Source organism: Burkholderia ubonensis, from assembly GCF_001718695.1.
GTDB lineage: Bacteria > Pseudomonadota > Gammaproteobacteria > Burkholderiales > Burkholderiaceae > Burkholderia > Burkholderia ubonensis_B.
Map to the genome: position 1 here is coordinate 854,462 of NZ_CP013421.1, position 17,497 is coordinate 871,958.

General features: G+C 58.1%; 15 protein-coding genes and 2 pseudogenes. 5 read left to right on the forward strand and 12 right to left on the reverse strand.

Translation table 11 applies throughout. The features are described from left to right. Positions 1–283: 283 nt before the first annotated feature. The gene (locus WJ35_RS18585; RefSeq protein WP_011879700.1) at positions 284–922 is read left to right on the forward strand and encodes a response regulator transcription factor; all 639 of its coding nucleotides are present in this window, start codon (positions 284–286) and stop codon (positions 920–922) included. 701 nt (positions 923–1,623) lie between these two features. Here WJ35_RS18585 and WJ35_RS18590 read toward each other — a convergent pair. Together WJ35_RS18590 and WJ35_RS18595 are read right to left on the reverse strand one after the other, a co-directional pair. Beyond that, complete coding sequence (locus WJ35_RS18590; protein WP_059461795.1) at positions 1,624–1,923, reverse strand: H-NS family nucleoid-associated regulatory protein; 300 nt, start codon at positions 1,921–1,923, stop codon at positions 1,624–1,626. A 480-nt stretch (positions 1,924–2,403) separates the two neighbouring features. Next, a pseudogene (locus tag WJ35_RS18595) lies at positions 2,404–3,459 on the reverse strand (IS3 family transposase). 172 nt (positions 3,460–3,631) lie between these two features. Here WJ35_RS18595 and WJ35_RS30495 point away from each other — a divergent pair. After that, positions 3,632–3,847 (forward strand): annotated as a pseudogene (locus WJ35_RS30495) (arsenic resistance protein); the annotation flags it as partial. Beyond that, positions 3,834–4,082: a hypothetical protein gene (locus tag WJ35_RS18605; RefSeq protein WP_069239652.1), complete on the forward strand. Its 249-nt coding sequence runs from the start codon at positions 3,834–3,836 to the stop codon at positions 4,080–4,082. The pseudogene WJ35_RS30495 and the gene WJ35_RS18605, both read left to right, overlap by 14 nt. Before the next feature lie 301 nt (positions 4,083–4,383). Here the strand turns inward: WJ35_RS18605 and WJ35_RS30500 are convergent, their stop codons facing one another. After that, the gene (locus WJ35_RS30500; protein ID WP_080484376.1) at positions 4,384–4,806 is read right to left on the reverse strand and encodes a DUF3331 domain-containing protein; all 423 of its coding nucleotides are present in this window, start codon (positions 4,804–4,806) and stop codon (positions 4,384–4,386) included. A gap of 90 nt (positions 4,807–4,896) precedes the next feature. Beyond that, a complete protein-coding gene (locus tag WJ35_RS18610) occupies positions 4,897–5,970 on the reverse strand; it encodes a VIT1/CCC1 transporter family protein (protein ID WP_011879690.1) in 1,074 nt (357 codons plus the stop codon). 735 nt (positions 5,971–6,705) lie between these two features. Between WJ35_RS18610 and WJ35_RS30505 the strand changes: the two genes are divergently transcribed. Next, complete coding sequence (locus tag WJ35_RS30505; protein ID WP_080484377.1) at positions 6,706–7,059, forward strand: BON domain-containing protein; 354 nt, start codon at positions 6,706–6,708, stop codon at positions 7,057–7,059. 55 nt (positions 7,060–7,114) lie between these two features. On the opposite strand, the gene WJ35_RS32765 is transcribed toward WJ35_RS30505, so the two are convergent. The 3 genes from WJ35_RS32765 to WJ35_RS18625 form a co-directional block, all read right to left on the reverse strand. Further along, complete coding sequence (locus tag WJ35_RS32765; RefSeq protein WP_080484378.1) at positions 7,115–7,438, reverse strand: hypothetical protein; 324 nt, start codon at positions 7,436–7,438, stop codon at positions 7,115–7,117. A 791-nt stretch (positions 7,439–8,229) separates the two neighbouring features. Next, on the reverse strand, positions 8,230–8,994 hold the full coding sequence (locus WJ35_RS18620) for a PIN domain-containing protein (RefSeq protein ID WP_069239654.1): 765 nt from the start codon (positions 8,992–8,994) through the stop codon (positions 8,230–8,232). 372 nt (positions 8,995–9,366) lie between these two features. Beyond that, a complete protein-coding gene (locus tag WJ35_RS18625; protein ID WP_069239655.1) occupies positions 9,367–9,555 on the reverse strand; it encodes a hypothetical protein in 189 nt (62 codons plus the stop codon). 177 nt (positions 9,556–9,732) lie between these two features. On the opposite strand from WJ35_RS18625, the gene WJ35_RS18630 reads away from it, so the two are divergent. Continuing rightward, positions 9,733–10,383 (forward strand): hypothetical protein, encoded by a 651-nt coding sequence (locus tag WJ35_RS18630; protein ID WP_069246643.1) that lies wholly within the window; start codon positions 9,733–9,735, stop codon positions 10,381–10,383. Between the two features lie 224 nt (positions 10,384–10,607). Here WJ35_RS18630 and WJ35_RS18635 read toward each other — a convergent pair whose 3' ends face one another. The 5 genes from WJ35_RS18635 to WJ35_RS18655 all read right to left on the reverse strand — a co-directional run bounded on the left by WJ35_RS18635 (position 10,608) and on the right by WJ35_RS18655 (position 16,791). Continuing rightward, on the reverse strand, positions 10,608–11,912 hold the full coding sequence (locus WJ35_RS18635; RefSeq protein WP_069239657.1) for a hypothetical protein: 1,305 nt from the start codon (positions 11,910–11,912) through the stop codon (positions 10,608–10,610). A 2-nt stretch (positions 11,913–11,914) separates the two neighbouring features. After that, on the reverse strand, positions 11,915–12,772 hold the full coding sequence (locus tag WJ35_RS18640; RefSeq protein ID WP_069239658.1) for a hypothetical protein: 858 nt from the start codon (positions 12,770–12,772) through the stop codon (positions 11,915–11,917). A 589-nt stretch (positions 12,773–13,361) separates the two neighbouring features. After that, entirely contained in the window at positions 13,362–15,260 is a 1,899-nt protein-coding gene (locus WJ35_RS18645) for a hypothetical protein (protein ID WP_069239659.1), read from the reverse strand. Further along, entirely contained in the window at positions 15,245–15,748 is a 504-nt protein-coding gene (locus WJ35_RS18650; RefSeq protein ID WP_069239660.1) for an ABC-three component system middle component 2, read from the reverse strand. The genes WJ35_RS18645 and WJ35_RS18650 overlap by 16 nt, the downstream gene beginning before the upstream one ends. Continuing rightward, positions 15,745–16,791: an ABC-three component system protein gene (locus WJ35_RS18655; RefSeq protein ID WP_069239661.1), complete on the reverse strand. Its 1,047-nt coding sequence runs from the start codon at positions 16,789–16,791 to the stop codon at positions 15,745–15,747. Before WJ35_RS18655 ends, WJ35_RS18650 begins: the two co-directional genes overlap by 4 nt. Between the last annotated feature and the right edge of the window lie 706 nt (positions 16,792–17,497).

Consider the following 17,497-nt stretch of genomic DNA (forward strand, 5'->3'; position numbering starts at 1 on the left):
AGTCAGATGACTACGGATGGGATCCTGAAGCGCGTATCGCACCGTGGGAAAACGGAGCACCTGCGCTAGAAATTGACCAACGGAACAGCCAATTATGTTGACATTTATCAAACTAAGCACCTACAGTTAAATCTCGGCATGTTTTATACGATGGCATGTTGGATATGCGAGTTCTCTATATCAAACCGAGGCCATAAGACGTCGTATTCCACGATTACACGGTGAATATAGCTGACGTGTCGGGTTGCAGCTCACGTCCGAAAAAACGCAACGAGGGTTGAGCATGAAGAAGGTACTTCTCGCGGAACGTCATGCGATTACGCGTGACGGCATTCGGTATATCCTTCAAGAAACCGGGGAGTACCAAGTCGCTCGCGAGTTGTCTGATGGCGACGCACTGATTGCGACAGTCCAAGATGAAACATTCGACATTGCGATCGTCGACCTCATTAGTATAGGTGCGCGCTCCATCGAATTGATCAGCCAAGTCGTATCCTACACCCCAATGATGCGAGTTCTTGCACTATGCAGCACGGCCGAGCCGACTTATGCAAAGTCCGTGTTTAGTGCTGGGGCATCCGGCTTCCTCACCAAAGACAGCACGGCGGGCGAATTGGTCAGAGCGGTGCACTCGGTGCTCGCCGGGCATAGGTACATGAGCGCACAAGTCGCAGAGCGCATGGTCCGTACGATTGATATTCCTCCCGATGCGCAGTTGCACGCGCGCCTGACTGCCCGAGAGAAGGCCGTACTCGAAGGACTAGCATGCGGCGACGGTATATCGGAAATTGCTAGCCGTCTCGGCATCAACGCAAAGACGGTCAGTACATATAAAGCACGCCTACTTAAAAAACTTGAACTCCGCACTGAAGCAGCATTGATTCGGTACGCACTCGAGCATCAAATTGTCGATCCAGACTGAGCGCGTCGGTTTTTAGCCAGCCTTTCGGTTCGAAACTCTCGATGACCTCGCGGAGTCGATCTTTCGGCCAATCATTCGCGTCACGTGAGCGTCGTGCACCATCCACACTGCACCAGCCCTGAAAAGGGATGAACTCATAGCACACGAGTGAGAAACAATTGACCCACCTGCGCAAGGTGAATCAAATCCTTGACGAAAATTTCGAGGGTGGTTTCTGTCAGGATTGGGCGTCTTCGAACCAAAGCATTGGACCATAAGGCCTCGCGCTGTTCCCGATCTCGCCATACGCCACCACTACGGCGATCCCAGGGTGGAAGCGAACTTGGCTTGATCAAAGAGCTGCGGCGTCAGGGCCCGTATCTACCCAGCGCGAAGCGTCCGGGTATACCGGAATCTCGGCAGCGACGGAACCGTGGCCAGCGCTCCGCTGTAGGCTCACCGCCCCACAGACGGTGTTCATCCTTTCCCATATTCCGATTGCCAGCGGTGCTCTCACCCGATAGCACGAAAACAGAAGGGACCGCGCCGATGCTCACGTTTGCCCGACTGACGCCCTGCGGTCACCACACGGCAAATGTCAATTGATGCGAAGGCGGCGGCGCAATATCGTCCGGACGATGTGTGGATAATCGGGTGCGCGGCGAGTATCCGGAGTTAATGGGGTGGTCCACTCCACCTTAGGCGCGGTACGCTTTGCAGGGTCACTGCTGAATCAGGAAGCGGTTGCGATTCTTGACGTCCCTGATCCACGCCGGCGCACGTCCACGACCTGACCAGGTCGCGCCGGTCTTCGGATCGCGATACTTTGCTTCGACTGGCACATTCGCCTGCTTTGCAGACCGACCGCGGCGTGTGCCAAAGATGTCCTTCTCGGTAATGCCGTATTCTGCGACCTTGCTGCGGATGTCGTCGATGACGGCTTGGAACTCGGCTACGCGGGCAGCTTCCGCTTTTTCAGCCAGCGCCTCCATTTGGGCTTTCAACTCTTTGTATGTGGCCATGTTTCCCTCCTCTAGTGGCATCGCGAACATGATAGCCGGTTTGCATTGAAGCAGGTGGCGAGCTATCGGTTTGCTAAACTAAATAGCGCCTAAGAAGGAATTCGACATGCACCACTTCGTCGATCGACTTGTTCACTAGCCCATTCACCGGTCGCCGCCTATTTAACGAACTGCACATTCCACTGTATGACCGGGCGCAGAGTCACACTTGGGTTGGAGAATTTGCTTGCTAGCGAAACCCACGTGGCGAGCAGCGTTTCAAGGCCCTGTCCAGATGCGGCCCGTTGTCGTGCTCGAACATCATCGCACGACTCTGCAGCCCTGCTGGAACTGCGTCAGAACGTCGACGGGCTCTCAGTTGTGGTGAGGCTTGAGCATGAGCAGAAAGCTGAATCTCAATTTGGCCCTGTCGCGTGTCCGTCTTCGCGGGGCCGGCCCCCGGGTAATCCCCCCGTTTTCCACGGGGTTCAGAAGTAGAAACTAAGCGGCCATGGCCAGCCGCTGCTTTGGCGTAAATCCGCCCAAGGCCATGTTCTGGCGGTCATGATTGTAAGTCCACGTCCAATCGGTCGCGAAGCGCTGCACATGGTCCAAGTCTTCCCAGTGGTACTGTGACAGCCATTCGTACCGCACGGGCCGGTTGAATCGTTCGACATACGCGTTCTGCTGCGGCTTGCCCGGCTGAATGTAGTCGAGCCTGATGTCGTACTGTCGGGCCCGCTCGATGATCGCCGCGCTCAGGTACTCGGGCCCGTTATCGCACCGAATCGCCTTGGGTCTGCCGCGCCAACCGATGATCTGCCGCCGCGCCCGGATCACGCGTTCCGATGGCAACGAGAAGTCGATCTCGATGCCGAGTGCCTCGCGGTTGAAGTCGTCGATCACGTTGAACAGCCGGATGCTGCGTCCGTCGGCCAGGTCTGGTCGTGCATGAAGTCCATCGACCAGACCTGGTTGACGGCACGCGGCACCGCCAGCGGCTCCGGTACCTGCCTGACCAGTCGCTTGCGCGGCTTGATCCGCAGGTTCAGTTCCAGTTCGCGATAGATCCGGTACACGCGCTTGTGATTCCAGCCGAAGCCCTTCACGTTTCGCCGGTACAGGAGCACAGCCCGAAGCCCCAGTTCCGATGGTTGTCCGTCAGGCGCAGCAGCCAGTTCGCAATCTCGTCGTTCTCGGCGCTGCGCCGACCGACGTACCGATAACAGGCCTGGCTGATCCCAAATGCCTCACATGCCAGCCGGATCGATATGCCCCGGCTGGACACGGCATGCATGGCGATCTCACACCGGCGAGATGGCCTCAGTCTTTTTTTGCGAGCGCCTCCGCCACGATCTCGGCCTTGATCTTCTCCTCGACGTACATCTTGCGCAGCCGGGCATTCTCGGCCTCCAACTCCTTCATCCGCGCGATCAAAGAGACGTCCATGCCACCGTACTTCGAGCGCCATTTGTAGAACGTTGCCGTGCTGATGCCCAGTTCCCGGCACAGGTCCGGCACCGACAGCCCCGACTCCACGCGCTTGAGCGCGTCCATGATCTGGCTGTCCGTGAATCTCGATTTTTTCGCGCTGTAGAACACCCTCAACGAGAAAATTCTACTTCTGATCACACCGGTCTTTCGGGGGGATTACCCAGACGGCCCGTCTGCGAGGTCGGTTTATGTCACCAACGGGATAGGCATGTGTTTCGTTGGTCGCCATGCCGCGCGCCTAGCCGGAGAGAAACACAACGTCGCATGCCCCTCCTCATTGATCAGCGCCTCCAATTTCTTCGAACTGGCGGTCGCGGCGGCCATCAGCCTGTTCAGTTTCAAATCTGACGCTGCGCTGGCCACGTTGGTTGGTGTGCTGATCGAGGTGCCGATGATACTGGTGGTCGTGAAAATCGTGAATGCATCAAACGGCTGGTATGAGCGCGCCTGACTGCATGATGCGCCGCGCGAGCGTCGCGGATCTCGACACCATCCGGGCGCGGCTCAAAGCGTGCCGGTTACACACCAGCGATCTGCCTGCGGCCAGCATCGGTGGACTTCATCTCGCCGCCCACGGTACGATGATCGTGGGGGTTGCCGCGCTCGAGCAGGCCCGCGATGGGCGCTCGCGCTCGCGGATGGACCGGACGGAGCTGTCAGGATGTTCAGCGTCCATGTGCAATTGAGACCAAGCTCAAGCGTGGGTACGGTCACTTCCATACGTGAAGCGGACGCTGGGGCGGCCATGGACGCTCGTTGGCGAACGGCACCTAATGGTTGTACCAAACGCCGCGTGTCCACCACCGGCGTACTTGGCTTAAGTCAAAAACGGTCCTGTCCGAATTGCGCGTCGCATCGAACCACTTTATGTGTCTGAATTAGACTAGCGTCACTGAGGCTGCCGGAGCATACAGTCGACTGACGAGAAAATCGTTCGCAGACTTCAGCGCTGCGAGCCGATCCAGATTTGGAGGCTCTGGCGGTAGGCTACGCTTTGCTAGCGTGGAAAAATTTCGGTGCTGCTTCCTCGATTATCATCGCACCAGCATTAAGTGGCCGCGGGCGGCAAAATGGCATGAATACGGTCGAGCCGATCTGGATTTCTCGGCCACTGAGAACACATCGCCCACGTTTATTCGCTACCCGTAATTTCCAGATCTGCTCGAGGTAGACACATCTTCGAGCGTCGCTCCACGAAACTAACAGTGTTCCCTGAGACGGTCGGTCAACAATCTTTACCACTCGCACTACATCGTACGTGACTGATCCACCCGTGTTGAATCGGTCGGTCCCACCAAGGTCCTTGTCTACTACCGGACCTACCGACGTAAAACAGTCCACGTCGTTCTGTCTGTCAAGGTTCGCGACGATTTTCGCCCAAGCGTCACGCTTTTGACAGACATATCCCATGCTCTGCGCTCCTGTCGATGTTAGGGAAAAATACCACAACTTTTCGATCGTAGGATCGAAGCGCGCACCGCTCCTGTGGGCTGTAGGGAGTCACGACATCGACACACCGAGCAGCGCGCCAGCACCATACGTGAAGGCGGCGGCAACGCAACCAATCACAATCTGGCGGATTACAGAAAACCACGGGGAACGGCCATTGAACAGCGAGGTCACTACACCGATCACGGTCAAGCAAAGCACGCTGAATGAAACACTGATTCCGATGCCGACCAATCCGTGGGACCAGAAAAACGGTACTGCAGGAAATATCGCTCCGAGTGCAAACAAACCGAACGACGTGCCAGCGGCACGCCAAGGATTTCCGCCCAGGTCCTCCGGGTCGAGGCCCAGCTCTTCCCGCGTGAGGGTATCGAGCGCCTTGTCACGATTGCGCATCATTTCCTCAGCCAATCGATGCGCATCATCTTTGTCGAGACCCTTAGCCTGATAGATAAGCGCGAGTTCCCGCAATTCCGCTTTTGGCGTCCGCTGGAGTTCTTCGCTTTCCCGCGCGATCTGGGTTTGCGCGAGCTCGCGCGCGTTCGTGACCGATAACCATTCTCCAAGTGCCATTGAAGATGCGCCAGCAATGAGCCCAGCCAGTCCCGTCAGAAGGATTGTCTTGTTGGAGGCGCCGGCTCCAGCAACGCCCATGACGAGGCAAAAATTCGACACGAGACCGTCGTTGGCACCGAGGACCGCCGCTCGCAAATCGTTACCTGACCAACCACGATGCCACGACTCCGCGCGCGCGATATCGGAGCCTTTCACGCCACCCGAAGGGTTGCTCCGCGCGACGGCGGCTACGACCGCCGCGTGTGTGGATTCGTCAGCGGAGAGTGCCCCCGCATCGGTCTGCGTGGCATATTTGTCGCGGTCGGCGAACTCTGCGGCGGCGAGCGCCGGCAGTACAAAACGCGGACCGAAGCTGCGTATAAGCATACGCAATGCTCTGGTTTTGAATGTCGGCCTCGTGGTCGCTACATCGACACCCCGTTGCTGTAGCTTGGCGTGCCATATTTCCGCGTGTTCATGTTCGGCCTCGGCCAATTGCATAAATACGTCGCGGCGCGATGGGTCTGGTTCCGCAGCGGCAAGCGCTTCATATAGCGCGGCTCCGTCCATCTCGTCCCGCAGGTTGGTTCGAAGCCTATTGATGTCTGATTTGTTGGACGATCGCATGGCTGAACGCGCTCCACAGAGTGGTTGGACAATAGCATGACGATACTCGATGACGGAGTTGCGTGTATTCTGAAATTCTTGCCCCGCTCATACTGACCTCCTCGGCTACCAAAAATTATGGCGCGAAGGTATCCACGAAAGGAGGGCCGGTCCACAATCTGCATCCGAGTTCGCTCCCGCAGGAGCGATCTGCGTCGATCTCTTTGCGTCAAATCAATCGTATCGCGTAAGCGACGTGCACAATCATCCCTGCATTCACGCAGGGAGGCCATGAACTGGTACTACACGGTCGAGAAGGAATTAGCGCATGTGAGAAATGCGATTCAAGTTCTTGATGTAGGGCGAGGGCAGTTCCCGCCAGGATTAGAAGTCTGCGAGCCAAGGTATGGGGGCAAAATGTTCTCAAACTGTGATCGGTTTGTTGTAGTTGCAACGAATACTTGAGCAGCGTTGTTCATGGAACGCTTACCCTTATCCGGCCTCAGCAGGCGAAATTCCTGACAGGTGTCGACGTGCCTGAATGTGCGCATCCGACGAGGAAAAGTTGATAATTTGATTGCCACACATCGTGACCACTGCTCGTCAAAGTTAGGGCTCATTTCCCGCCGCACTTTGATCGACAAGCGATCATTTCGAGTTTCTCCCACCCAGTTTTTCCACCCACCCGAAGGACTAGAGATGAAATCCTTGAAGACCTACGTTGCTGCAGCGATCGCCATCAGCGCCATTGCTGCGATCGTGCCCGTTGTTCATGCACAAGAGACGACCGCGGCACCTTCAGCAACAGCTCCCTCTCGTTCGGCTATTAGAGCAGCAAATAAGGATTTGGCGAAACGAGTTCAGAAGACGTTGTACAAACAAAAGGGCTTGGAGTCCACGGATGTTCATGCCGTCGCTCGTAGCGGCAAGATTACGCTAGTAGGAATGGCTCCGGACCAAGCGCAGATAGATCTCGCTGGGAAAGTTGCCGAGAGTGTTCCTGGCGTTACGTCGGTCAAAAACAATTTGACCGTGGACGAAAAAGGACGTTAATGGTTGAGTCTAACCGCATCCTTGACTGCACTGGCGCGCCTTGACAACACGAATGTTATGTTTTCAACGGCGACGACATTGCCTGGGAGGTCACTGGACATTCCGCCGCCAATGCCGCCAGCGGCGCCGAAACCTGCTCGACATGTGCAGACCCTTGCGACGCGATCAGCGAGGCGCCGGACGCCATCTTGTTGCCTTCTGTCGCGACCGGGCGGCCATCGAAGGTCATGCTTCTCACCTTCACGTCGAGGATGGGATAGACGCCGCCGCGGCGCAGGACTCGTTCGCCACGCTCGAGGCGACGGTAGATCGCTTGACGGAACAACCCGCGATCGACGCGGACGCGCTCCGGCTCGCTAGCGCGATCGCCGCCGCCCACGTCCGGATAACGGCGGCCGACATTCTTCGCTATACGCACTGTTCTGAGGCCCGTGCGTCGCAGCTGCGTCGCCGCGTGCTGTCGATGGCCGACATTGACGCGCCGGCCGTCATCGACAGCGAAACCGTCGACGCGGTCGCGCCGTCACGGCCACGTCTGTTGCATTCGCTCCCGACGCGCGTCGCATAGATCGCGCGATTCACATGGCCCCACATCGGCACGACTCAAGTTTTCTCCAAGGCGTGCCGATTCACCATTGCTGCTGTTGAAGTTCGTAGATTCTGCTAATGGTGTCCGTTCGAGCGCTAATCGTGTCCAATGATTCCGCTAATGCGGGGGCGGCGAACGTCAAGCTGAGGAAGTGAGCAGCGGCAGGTCGCTGGCGAGGTATTTCGTCGACGTGCGCTGAATTCCAAACGATGGAGTTGAAGCGCGACATGGGCGTGCACCACGGCTCAATGTCGACAGCCTCCCCCACCCCGGAAAACAGGCATTAAAGTCGCACCTCCGTCCTTTTGACGAGAGGTATATTGTTGCGCATGCACCCAAGTTGTTGAACATCGGTTACGTGCACGCCATGCTCTCGTCACGAGCGACTTTCATCATTGCGCCGCCCGTGAGCCACCTCCGACATTGCAAGCTCTTGAAGGTGCATTAGCAAAATCTTCGCACATACATCCCCCCTTTGTTGCATTCCGGCAACGCGTGCGGACACGAAAGGAACATCGCTCTCAGCCTTTGCTGACGGCGCTACCACGAGTTTACCCATTAGCGGTATCTGTGGTCACTTGTTAGCAGAAACTGCGAACGGCAACACCAGCCGACGCATGGAGCGCCTGGAGCAAAGCCGTCGCGAGGTCCAACGGCCCGCCCGCCGTCGATAGCTCCACCAGGCGTCGCGCGGCAAATCGCGCGGTCTCGTCTTGGAACGCTCCCAGTGCGTCGCCAAGGTCCTCCGTCCAGAAAAGCCGCGTCGATCCCGCACAGAAGCGTTGCCAGTCATTGTCGCTCGATACCACGAGAATCCCGGTCGACCGCTCGGTGGCCCAGCTTTCCAGGGCGAGCAAGGCCGCGGCGTCGGGAAACTCATGCTTTTTCTCACCTGCCTCGGCAAACGGTGGCTGCGCGGCGAAGTACCGGTCGAACAGCGCACGCAAGTCCACGTGGGCGGCCACGTCAAGCACCGTCGCCTCGGTCCGCTCGAGCCAGCGCATGACCCGGGCGGTGGCGGCATCGCCTGGGTTGAGCGCTTGCGCGACGCTCCTCTCTAACTGAGTGCGGGCATCATGCGGCAGCAGTCCCGCCAGTCCGGCCGCCCGGGTCGCGCGCAGCAACGCGGCGCGGGCCTCCACTGCGTCACGCGCGAGGTGCGCGATCAGCTCGCGCTGCACGACGTCCGGCATCAGGACCTCAACGTTCTGAGTGAACCGGAACTGCTCGACCCTCCGCAGCAGGCCGTCCTCGAGGCGCCCCTGCTGCCCGTCAAAGATCGAGGTATCGAGCGCAATCGCGCCGATCGCCTTACCTTCGATCAAGTCGCGAATCCGTGGGTCCATGGCGGTTTCCTGGCAGTGAATAAGCGTTGTCGAAGTCCGGCGGCCGGTGAGGCGCGGGATCGCCGCGCCGTGCGGCGCACCGCCGACTGGCGGGCGTAGCATCCAGTACGGATTCCGTCGTGCACGACGCGGACCGCGGTCGGCGCTGGGCGCGACGCGCGACGTCCCGATCGGCGCCGACATCCTGCTGGGCCTTGCCCGGCAGGGTCGGGACAAGTATAGGGGATAAGGGGGACCGTTCTGACAGCCCAAAGGGTCCCGTCTGATAAGCCGAGTTATCGGATGGAGCATTTATTGCACCGCATCCACCGGCAAGCCGGCGTTGGCCACAAAAAACCCGGCCGCAGCCGGGTTAACGAGATCGCGCGGCCATTAGCGACTCGCGTTTCGCCAGCCTCGCGGCACGGGCACTTTCCAGTCGTTCAGATAAAAAGTGGCCCGATCAACGACGAGATCGTCGAATTGGTCCTCGTCAAAAGGGTCGATGCCCAGCTCCTCGCCGGCGATTCGAAGCGCGTCGTTCACTGCTTCGGCATTGCGCTGCCGCTTGTCGTTCGTCATTGGTTTCTCCGCGACCCGGTTGGTCAGAGTCGGACGCTCAGATCTGCCACTACCTTCACTCGCCCTCGTCCGACGCTCGGTAAACTACGTCAGTTTTTGTTTTGCGTCAATCTGCGATATGATGACAATCAAGCAAGTCATACATACCGAAGTCTCGATCATCTGAGGTTAACTTTCATGGCTGAAAGCTCAAAAAGTGGAAAACTGGTCAGTGCACGCGTGCCCGGACGGCCCTTTCAAACCTATGCCGACCTGATTGCCTCCGCCGGCCTCAGCGTTAGCGAGGGCGTCCGCACGCACATTCAACAAGTCGCGGCATCATACGAACAGCTGGATCTTGACTCGCTGCAGATCGATTGCGTGTTCAGATGGCGGGAGGCTCGCCAAGCGCATTTCCCGGAGCACGCCGGTGATGTTCGCGTTTCGGTCGCGGGCGGTCCCAACCTCCACGGTACGGACCTGGCGCGGATTGTGTTCGAGATCCCGGAGTTTTTTGAGAATCAAAAGGAGCCATTTCGGATCGACTCCTTCTATTTTCATCGGGTCAACAACGGCCGCAGTACAGCAACCAGCTCACGCGTTCATCGGAATGTGCTTAGCTTCCGCTTGATTCAAGGCGTATGGCGAGCCGGCGTCTTCGACTACGGCGACATCGGCAACATCGCGTTGGAAGAAGCGATCCGGCCCGCTGTGGTGGATCGAATCAGACGGACCATCGGGTGCTTCCTGTTGGGATACCTTCCCGAGACCCGCCTACTGTCGGTTGACGAACTCGAGCAGCTGAATTCGTCAATCACGCCGAACATGTTGGACGATGCAGATCGCTGAGTAACCGCACCTCGAGCACCACACCGGTGGCCGTCGACTGTATCCCGGACACCGGCGGGAACGGGCCGATTGCCGTACGTTGAGAACCGCGAGTCGGTTTGACCAGTGTCGATAAAACGCCATGCCGCTAATGAGAGGTACGCCTGCGGACTATAGGTGTCCATCCAGCCCCGGATATCAGAAAAATTCAAACCGGATGGTCGATAGCAATTGCAGATTGCAACTTAGGCAGCGTTGGGAAATAGCGGCATCCATTGGATTTGATGCCCAGTGACAGTTACCTCCCCCGCACACCAAAAAACTGGGAGCGACACTTTCGGCAACGAATGTGCAAACGTCATCGCGAAACCCATATTGCTCGCACCGAGAGCTACTTGGCTCAGTTTGTCCTCGGTTATAACTTTTTCCTTGCGGGTCCAATAGCTGGACCACAGTGCCCGCCCAATTACCTCGCACATTGCCATTGCTTCATTAGCACGGACGCCCCAAACCTCCGTCTGGAAGACTCTCGGCTGGATGTCAGCGCGGCGCAAGCCACCTCCTGTAAGGAGAGTTTTCTCGGCCAACCGCCGACGCCCCTCCTCACTGAGGACATCGATTTCCTCTTCGAGACATTTCAGGACCACGTTTGTGAGACCGAGCGCATCGAGTTCACTACGTAATACGGCAACACCGACATTGGTCGCGATCGCGAAGCGCAACTCGATCTGCATTCTCTTTAACGAATCCGGATCCTTCAGGCTTGTAAATTTCTCGCTACCGGGATCAGCGCAACCGAGAAAACTCTTGAAGATCCCAACCCATTCGGTTCCCGAAAACAAACCGTCTTCATATACCACTATCTTGCCGCCAACGGGAGCCTCCCGCCTAACGACCTCGTTGAAATTCTCGACCGTGCCGGCATTTTTAAGCACTGCCTTTTTAATGAGGCCACTCAGCGCATCAGCACTCTTCCCGTTTTCGTAGCGCATAACGCAAATTATGCTATCCGAATGATCACCCTGAAACAACCTCACCAGCCGTTCACGGGCAATTAATTCGAAGGATCGTACGAGGCCCTCACCGACCCATCGCGCATTACGTTTCGCCACTCGGTCGAATTGCCTAAGCCAAGCGTCTAGCCGCTTCCCAGCCCAGCCCTCGTGCTCAACTTCACCCGCTTCTGGGAAGTCCCAGTCTTCGAGCAGCAGTTCCATTCGATTGAACCAGTCGGCACCAATCCGCCTCAATATCGGGCGCAGTTCGTTCTTCAAGAACACACTAAGCTTTCCCGGTCGCGCCACAATCATTGGCTGAGGCAAACCCGCCTGCTCGAACGAAATTTCTGGGCGCAAAAGGTACACATGACTTTCTTTTGCAGGGCGCAGCACATCCTTGAGTCGCGCACGAACCGCAAGGGGGTTGCGGCAGTCATCAAGCGTGACGATATGCAGATCCCCCCGCAGCCGCCAGTCACTTCCAACGATCGCGTCAAGACGCTGTTCGACCGCTGCCGTGTCCGCCGGCGAACCGACAAAAATGAACCGCATTGTTACCGGCTCGCGAGAAATGCGTCCCAAACATGGCCCAAAGGCAGATTGAGCTGCCGAATTTGCTCTGCAGACATCTCATCAATCGCCTTCTTTGCAATCTCGCGCAGCAACTTCTCGTCGGTAGGATGCCGACTATCAACGCTCAGAACTGACTGCAGGTGAGTCCTAGTGTTTCTGTCAGAAAGGTGACCCCGGCCATTCGAAGCATTGAGGGTCACCTCATGGTCGTCAATTTGCTGCGGCGTCAATCCTAGTACGCCGAGACGCCTCTTGAACTCACTAAACACGTACTCAATCCGCTTCTGCTCAAGCTCCTTGCCAACGCGACTGTTTCCGGATTTCCGAAGTAAGTTCAAGACTTCCGACCACGGTGTCTTGTCACTCGAAGATAGAATCTCGCTAAAGCGATCTCGCAGGTCCATTGGGATCTGCTCTGCCAAGGAGACAAGCAACGTCCTGTATTCTTCTTCTGCTATGCGCGCCAACTCTCGCCCATCATCAGGTGCTGCACTTCCGTTTCGCACAACCCACAGGCCATCGGGCCGGACAAAGATCCGCCCCTCTCGCTGTGGGTTGTTGAACAGGGACCAAAGCGTCCGGTCGTCGCCTGTAAGGCGAGCCAAGCCTGGTTCGTCAGCGCGATGCATCCGGTAGATGTCATCTCCGCCTTGCTTCCCGACGTGGATCAAAACATCACTCAGCTCAGACTCCACGAACTCTCGCAGAGAACCGTAGTCGGCTTTCAGATTCCAATCGGGCGCAGTTCGGCGAATGAAATAGCCGAGTTGGCTTCCGAGGATCTCGGTTCGGCCACCGACGTGGCTCAGAATAGCGTCTTTAAGGTTGTCCGGAAGCATAGTGGCCGCGCATATGAAAAAGCCCCTTCGTAGAAGGGGCTTTTGAGCTATCCAAGATGCCTAAGGATTGGTAGCCAGTATTCGAAAATCACGCACGGCAAGAACCTAGGAATTGCCTGTACGTCAGCGGACGTCTGGTGAGGGCCAATCCGCTCCTGCTTGAGGTGAGACATAACCGCCGTCTACACCCGCCCTACAATTCGGTGCTCTGAAAGCTGTCAGCAGTGGCACTCGAATCAAGCACACGTTGATTCTAGCGCAAGTTTCCCTAGCGTGGAAGCCACGTGTCAAAAACGTACGCCGGTCGTCGCGTTGCCAGCGCTCCCTGGCGCCCTCCGCTGCCCCTGCCCGCGCCGCTCCCGAGGAGGATCTATAGTGCCGCCGAGGCACCAACATGATCCCCGTTTTCACCCGGTTTTCTACTGTTTAGGCGCCCGCCGCACAAGCCCGGTACTTACACCGACCACCCGCGGGGGAGAACAGTTAGCTTGATTCGACCCTTAATTAATGATCCGCACCCCTTTAAAAGTGCTTCTAGCTGACAAGGTTTTCCGATCGGAATCGGAAGATTTTTGTCAATATCCATTCCCTACGCCGACTCACTATCATCCACCACCAGCATTGGCGTGACGCTTTTCAAATAGAATCCCGCCCTTCCCGAGTCATTGCGCCGGGTAAACTCCACGGGCTGGAGCACGCCAGCCGTGGTGGCCTGGATCTTCTCATTCTCGGCGACAATAATTTGCCCCGGTCCATTCCAGGTCGACAGCCACGCGTAAAATTTGTCGGTCAGTGTTTGGGTAGCCAGCGACCGATCCTCTCCGGAGTCCGGATCGGCGTACGCTTTCAGCGGCGAATCGATCACGACCAGGCCTAAATGAGGATTTCCTTGCTCCAACGCATACGCCATCAGGCCGATGGTCAACGCAGTAAGGAAAATGCCTCGCTTGCCAGCACCATAGCTCAGTCGAGGGCGATCATTGATGACGAGGTCGCACTCCCCTGTATCCAGCGTCACTTGGTGAACGTCATCGAACCCCCAGTCGACGAGCATCGACTTTACGACGCCGGCTACGGCCTTTGCCGGCTCGCCGGCCTCTCGAGTGATCGGGGCCGCCCGGGAAACGCGCAGTTTCTTCAATCGCTCGATTTCGGCTTCAAGTCGCTCCTTTTCATCGAAGGCACCCAACTGCGCGGCCAGCTCACTGCGGCGCACGGCGAGCTCCTTCGGATCGGCCTGGAATTCTACGCGCGTGCCGCTAATCCGTCTTGCCTCTTCCTTCTCAAGCTCGCGAAGCCGCCCCCTGATCAGGTTTGCCTGCTCGGTTGCATCCGCGAGACGCCGTTGCTCGATCGCGATCGAATGCAGCAAACCCCCGCGAAGTCCGGCGATTTTCTGAGACTCGGCTGCGACCGCCTTCCGGTAGCTGCCCGGTGCCCGCTTCCCAAGATCGGCGGGTGCGACATGAAGCTCGATCGGCGTGGAGCAAAGCGGACAAGGCACAGCGTCAAGCGCAGCAAAGTGGGCAACGCCCTCGTCGAGCGCGCCGAGGCGTTCGAGGTCGCTCACATACTTCTGATCAAGCAGCTCGAACCGATCAAGCATCGCCTGGGAATGGTTTACTCGCGTGGCATGCTTGCGTAATGCATCAGTTGATTCGACGATCTGGCCGCGAACGCCACGCAACTGCGCGGCGCGCGCGTCGTATTGCCGGCTGAGCTCCGACAGCGTCTCGTCCACCCGTTCGATAGCGCCCTCGACATCGACACGCGTGGCGTCGAGGTCGATGCCTGTCATAACCCGACTGAGCGCATTTTGCGCGGAGGTAAGCTGCCCGAAAAGACGGTCCTTTTCTGCCTGGGACTTGGCGAGCGCAACAGCCGAATCGTCATCTCCAGTCAGAAAAAGGTGGAACGCGGCCATGCGCTGCGGGCGCTCGCTGTGGCTGGCTCCGCTTGTCGGGTCTTCACTGATCACCGTCGGCTGGGAGAGCATGAACCAGTGCCGAATGTCCGAACCCGTGACAGGTCCCCGTTTGCTTTTCGATCTCAAGATCTGCTTTCCCGCTGCCCCCGACAATTCAACAACGAGTTGCGACAGGTCAACCTCGACAGGCGTCATGCCTTCAGGAGCATCCAACAGTGCCTGCTTGTCTCCTGCTGATCGATCGTCTGCGGAAGCATCGCTCGCCCCTTCAATCGCACGCACGCTACGGAAGATATGGGCCCCTCCGCCGCGCAGCGCGCGCCGCACGATGTAGGTGTCCGCTCCGTACGAGAACTCGAGTTCCAGCAACTCGTAGCCATCGTCTTCGGGTACCTTCTTTGGTGTCTTTTCACCTCCGAGCAGGTACCACAGGCAGTCGCGGATGTATGACTTACCGGTATCACTCGGACCGCGAATAAGGCAGTGCAGAGGCGCAAACTTAATCTCGGCGGCCGGCCGGTCAGGTCCTGATGCCGCCAGCCTTATCAATCGAATCGCCACTGCCCGCTCCGTTCAAGTGTGAATCCTTCAAGCTCCGCGCCCCAACGATGGCCCTGCTCGGTGAATTCCCGGGTCAGCGCATCCGTACCGGTTTGGCCAAAGCGCCTGGCCGCCCATTCGCAACGTTGGTGAAGGCGCATGAAATACGGTGCCGTGACGGAGCCTACGAGTGAGAGGGCCGTTGGGCCGGCGACATATGTGATCCCTTCTTCGTCCATCCGCGCAGTGACGAGCCCGCGAGTGCTCATCAGATGCAACCCCTGTTCGATGAGCGTGCGACGGCTCAACAATTCGCTGCCGCGGTAGGGAACCGGGGTATGCAGGCTTTCCGGTCCACCCAGGTCCCCCGAATACACCACGGCATAGTCGAGCAGGATGAGTTTCTGCAGATCCACGCCCGCCGGGCGTAAGGCGCTGAGCAGATAGACCATGCGAAAGCCAAGCTCAAACGGCGAGTTGAATACACGCGTCACGTCTGCACGCGTCATTTGATCCACCTCAGTTTCTTTTCGTTCACCAAATGATGGCAGGTGCCGGCAATATCTCCGCCGCGCAACCGTCCGTGCAATGCACTATCCGTCAGCGTGAGGGACGAGGCGCGACTCACCGCCGCGTCCAGCCGGTCCAGACCGACGCTATGCCGCGGACTAGATACGGCGGTGCGCACGCCCTTCAGCACCATGTCAAGCAACTTCGCGAACTCGTCGTGTTCAAACAGGTCTCGACTGAACCGCTTCAGGCCTTCTGCACAATAAAACTCCATGCGGCAGTCGGTGAAATGATCGGCATACGCTGTCCGCATAACCTCTTCTACCGTGCGAGCAGCACTGCCCTGTTCCGAGTACACCGCAACAAGCTCCTCGACATAGATCAGTTCGTCCTCGGTCGGCAACACCGGCATCGTAGGGTCGTCCCCGCGTTCGGCCTCGATATGAAAGATCCTGCAGTGGGTGACATGATCGATCGCGTGCCACGCGAGCAGGTCCCGCAGCAGACATTCCTCGATCCGCGCGAAATCGAATGCGTCGATCACCGCCCGAACCTCAGAGGTCAGGCCGCTCACCAGATTTTTCATGCCTGTCTTGCCGGCCGCCCAGTCGGTCAGAAACCGCTGCTTGAGCTTCGCCGGGCTGGCTATCAGATCGTGCAGGTCGGGACCGGCATTCTGAGGCGAACACACAAAGTACCGGCGCGGCGGCGGATAGGTACCTGCCGCGAGATGAAGAAAGAATTTGGCAAGTTCCGGGAAGAACTCGCCAGGGGTAAGTGGGGCCTTGTAGTGCTTAGCCTGAAAAAGGTCCCACTGATCTACCGTCAGTGCGCCCGTAAGTCGCGCCTCGACGTCCCGGCCTGCGTCGCCTGGTCCGCCGAAGCGCTTGACCTGATGATACTTGCGGCCATTGACCTCGCACTGCAACGCACTGCGCTCGATGAATTCCTCCCACTCGTCCGGTTTGAAATGACGAACCATCAGGGAAGGCGGCAATGCCCCGGCTTTGATGACGAGCTGGTTTGGGCGGAGCGTCGACATGTGGTCGCAGAAAAAAACCTGAGTGCTGAATTATCGCCGCCACGGAGGGGTTGCGCCAAACGCGATGCACATTTTCAGGCCGACCCCGGGGTCAGGTCGACCCACACACTCGCGGGCCTCATACGACCCAGCTGTGCGTTAGTGGACGCGAACCCGCAGTGGCAGGCCGCGAGAGATTCCAGCGGGACCATGCTGGGTGCATCTCGATACCACGAAATGAAGGGTAACATAGCCCCTAATATGTTCCCCTTCATTCCGTCGGACCTCGCCATGGAATCAGCCAGTTCGGCGAAGAGCACAGTGGTGTGCTTTCACTACACAACTACCCACTTCTAAGCCGCTCCCTAAAGTTTCTACGTAGAAACTGTCGAATTCGGCGTCCACGCACGCACCACGGGTTGCGGCGCCAGCCTGCAGGTTCATCCGTGCGTACCAGGCGCTCGGCGCATTCGCCATCGCAGGCAGACAACGCTTGGGTACCAGTCCGACTCGATCGGCAGGGCGAAGGCCTGCATGCTGTCCCTGCTCCAGCGCTTCAAGGAAGCGATGGACAGGCACTGCAGTAAGTTGCTCGTCATGGCCATGACGCAACGGTTCGAATGCAGCCCGCTCAGCGTCCGTTAAGGCCCACTCGCCCCCGCACTCTACCCGCGCAACGCATTGAGCGAGGGCGGAATCTGCGCAGCGATATAGTTCGGCATTGCAG

Coding starts and splice junctions, on each gene's coding strand:
- WJ35_RS18585 (WP_011879700.1), top strand. CDS start 284: ATGAAGAAGGTACTTCTCGCGGAACGTCATGCGATTACGCGTGACGGC.
- WJ35_RS18590 (WP_059461795.1), bottom strand. CDS start 1,923: ATGGCCACATACAAAGAGTTGAAAGCCCAAATGGAGGCGCTGGCTGAA.
- WJ35_RS18605 (WP_069239652.1), top strand. CDS start 3,834: ATGAGCGCGCCTGACTGCATGATGCGCCGCGCGAGCGTCGCGGATCTC.
- WJ35_RS30500 (WP_080484376.1), bottom strand. CDS start 4,806: ATGGGATATGTCTGTCAAAAGCGTGACGCTTGGGCGAAAATCGTCGCG.
- WJ35_RS18610 (WP_011879690.1), bottom strand. CDS start 5,970: ATGGACGGAGCCGCGCTATATGAAGCGCTTGCCGCTGCGGAACCAGAC.
- WJ35_RS30505 (WP_080484377.1), top strand. CDS start 6,706: ATGAAATCCTTGAAGACCTACGTTGCTGCAGCGATCGCCATCAGCGCC.
- WJ35_RS18620 (WP_069239654.1), bottom strand. CDS start 8,994: ATGGACCCACGGATTCGCGACTTGATCGAAGGTAAGGCGATCGGCGCG.
- WJ35_RS18625 (WP_069239655.1), bottom strand. CDS start 9,555: ATGACGAACGACAAGCGGCAGCGCAATGCCGAAGCAGTGAACGACGCG.
- WJ35_RS18630 (WP_069246643.1), top strand. CDS start 9,733: ATGGCTGAAAGCTCAAAAAGTGGAAAACTGGTCAGTGCACGCGTGCCC.
- WJ35_RS18635 (WP_069239657.1), bottom strand. CDS start 11,912: ATGCGGTTCATTTTTGTCGGTTCGCCGGCGGACACGGCAGCGGTCGAA.
- WJ35_RS18640 (WP_069239658.1), bottom strand. CDS start 12,772: ATGCTTCCGGACAACCTTAAAGACGCTATTCTGAGCCACGTCGGTGGC.
- WJ35_RS18650 (WP_069239660.1), bottom strand. CDS start 15,748: ATGACGCGTGCAGACGTGACGCGTGTATTCAACTCGCCGTTTGAGCTT.
- WJ35_RS18655 (WP_069239661.1), bottom strand. CDS start 16,791: ATGTCGACGCTCCGCCCAAACCAGCTCGTCATCAAAGCCGGGGCATTG.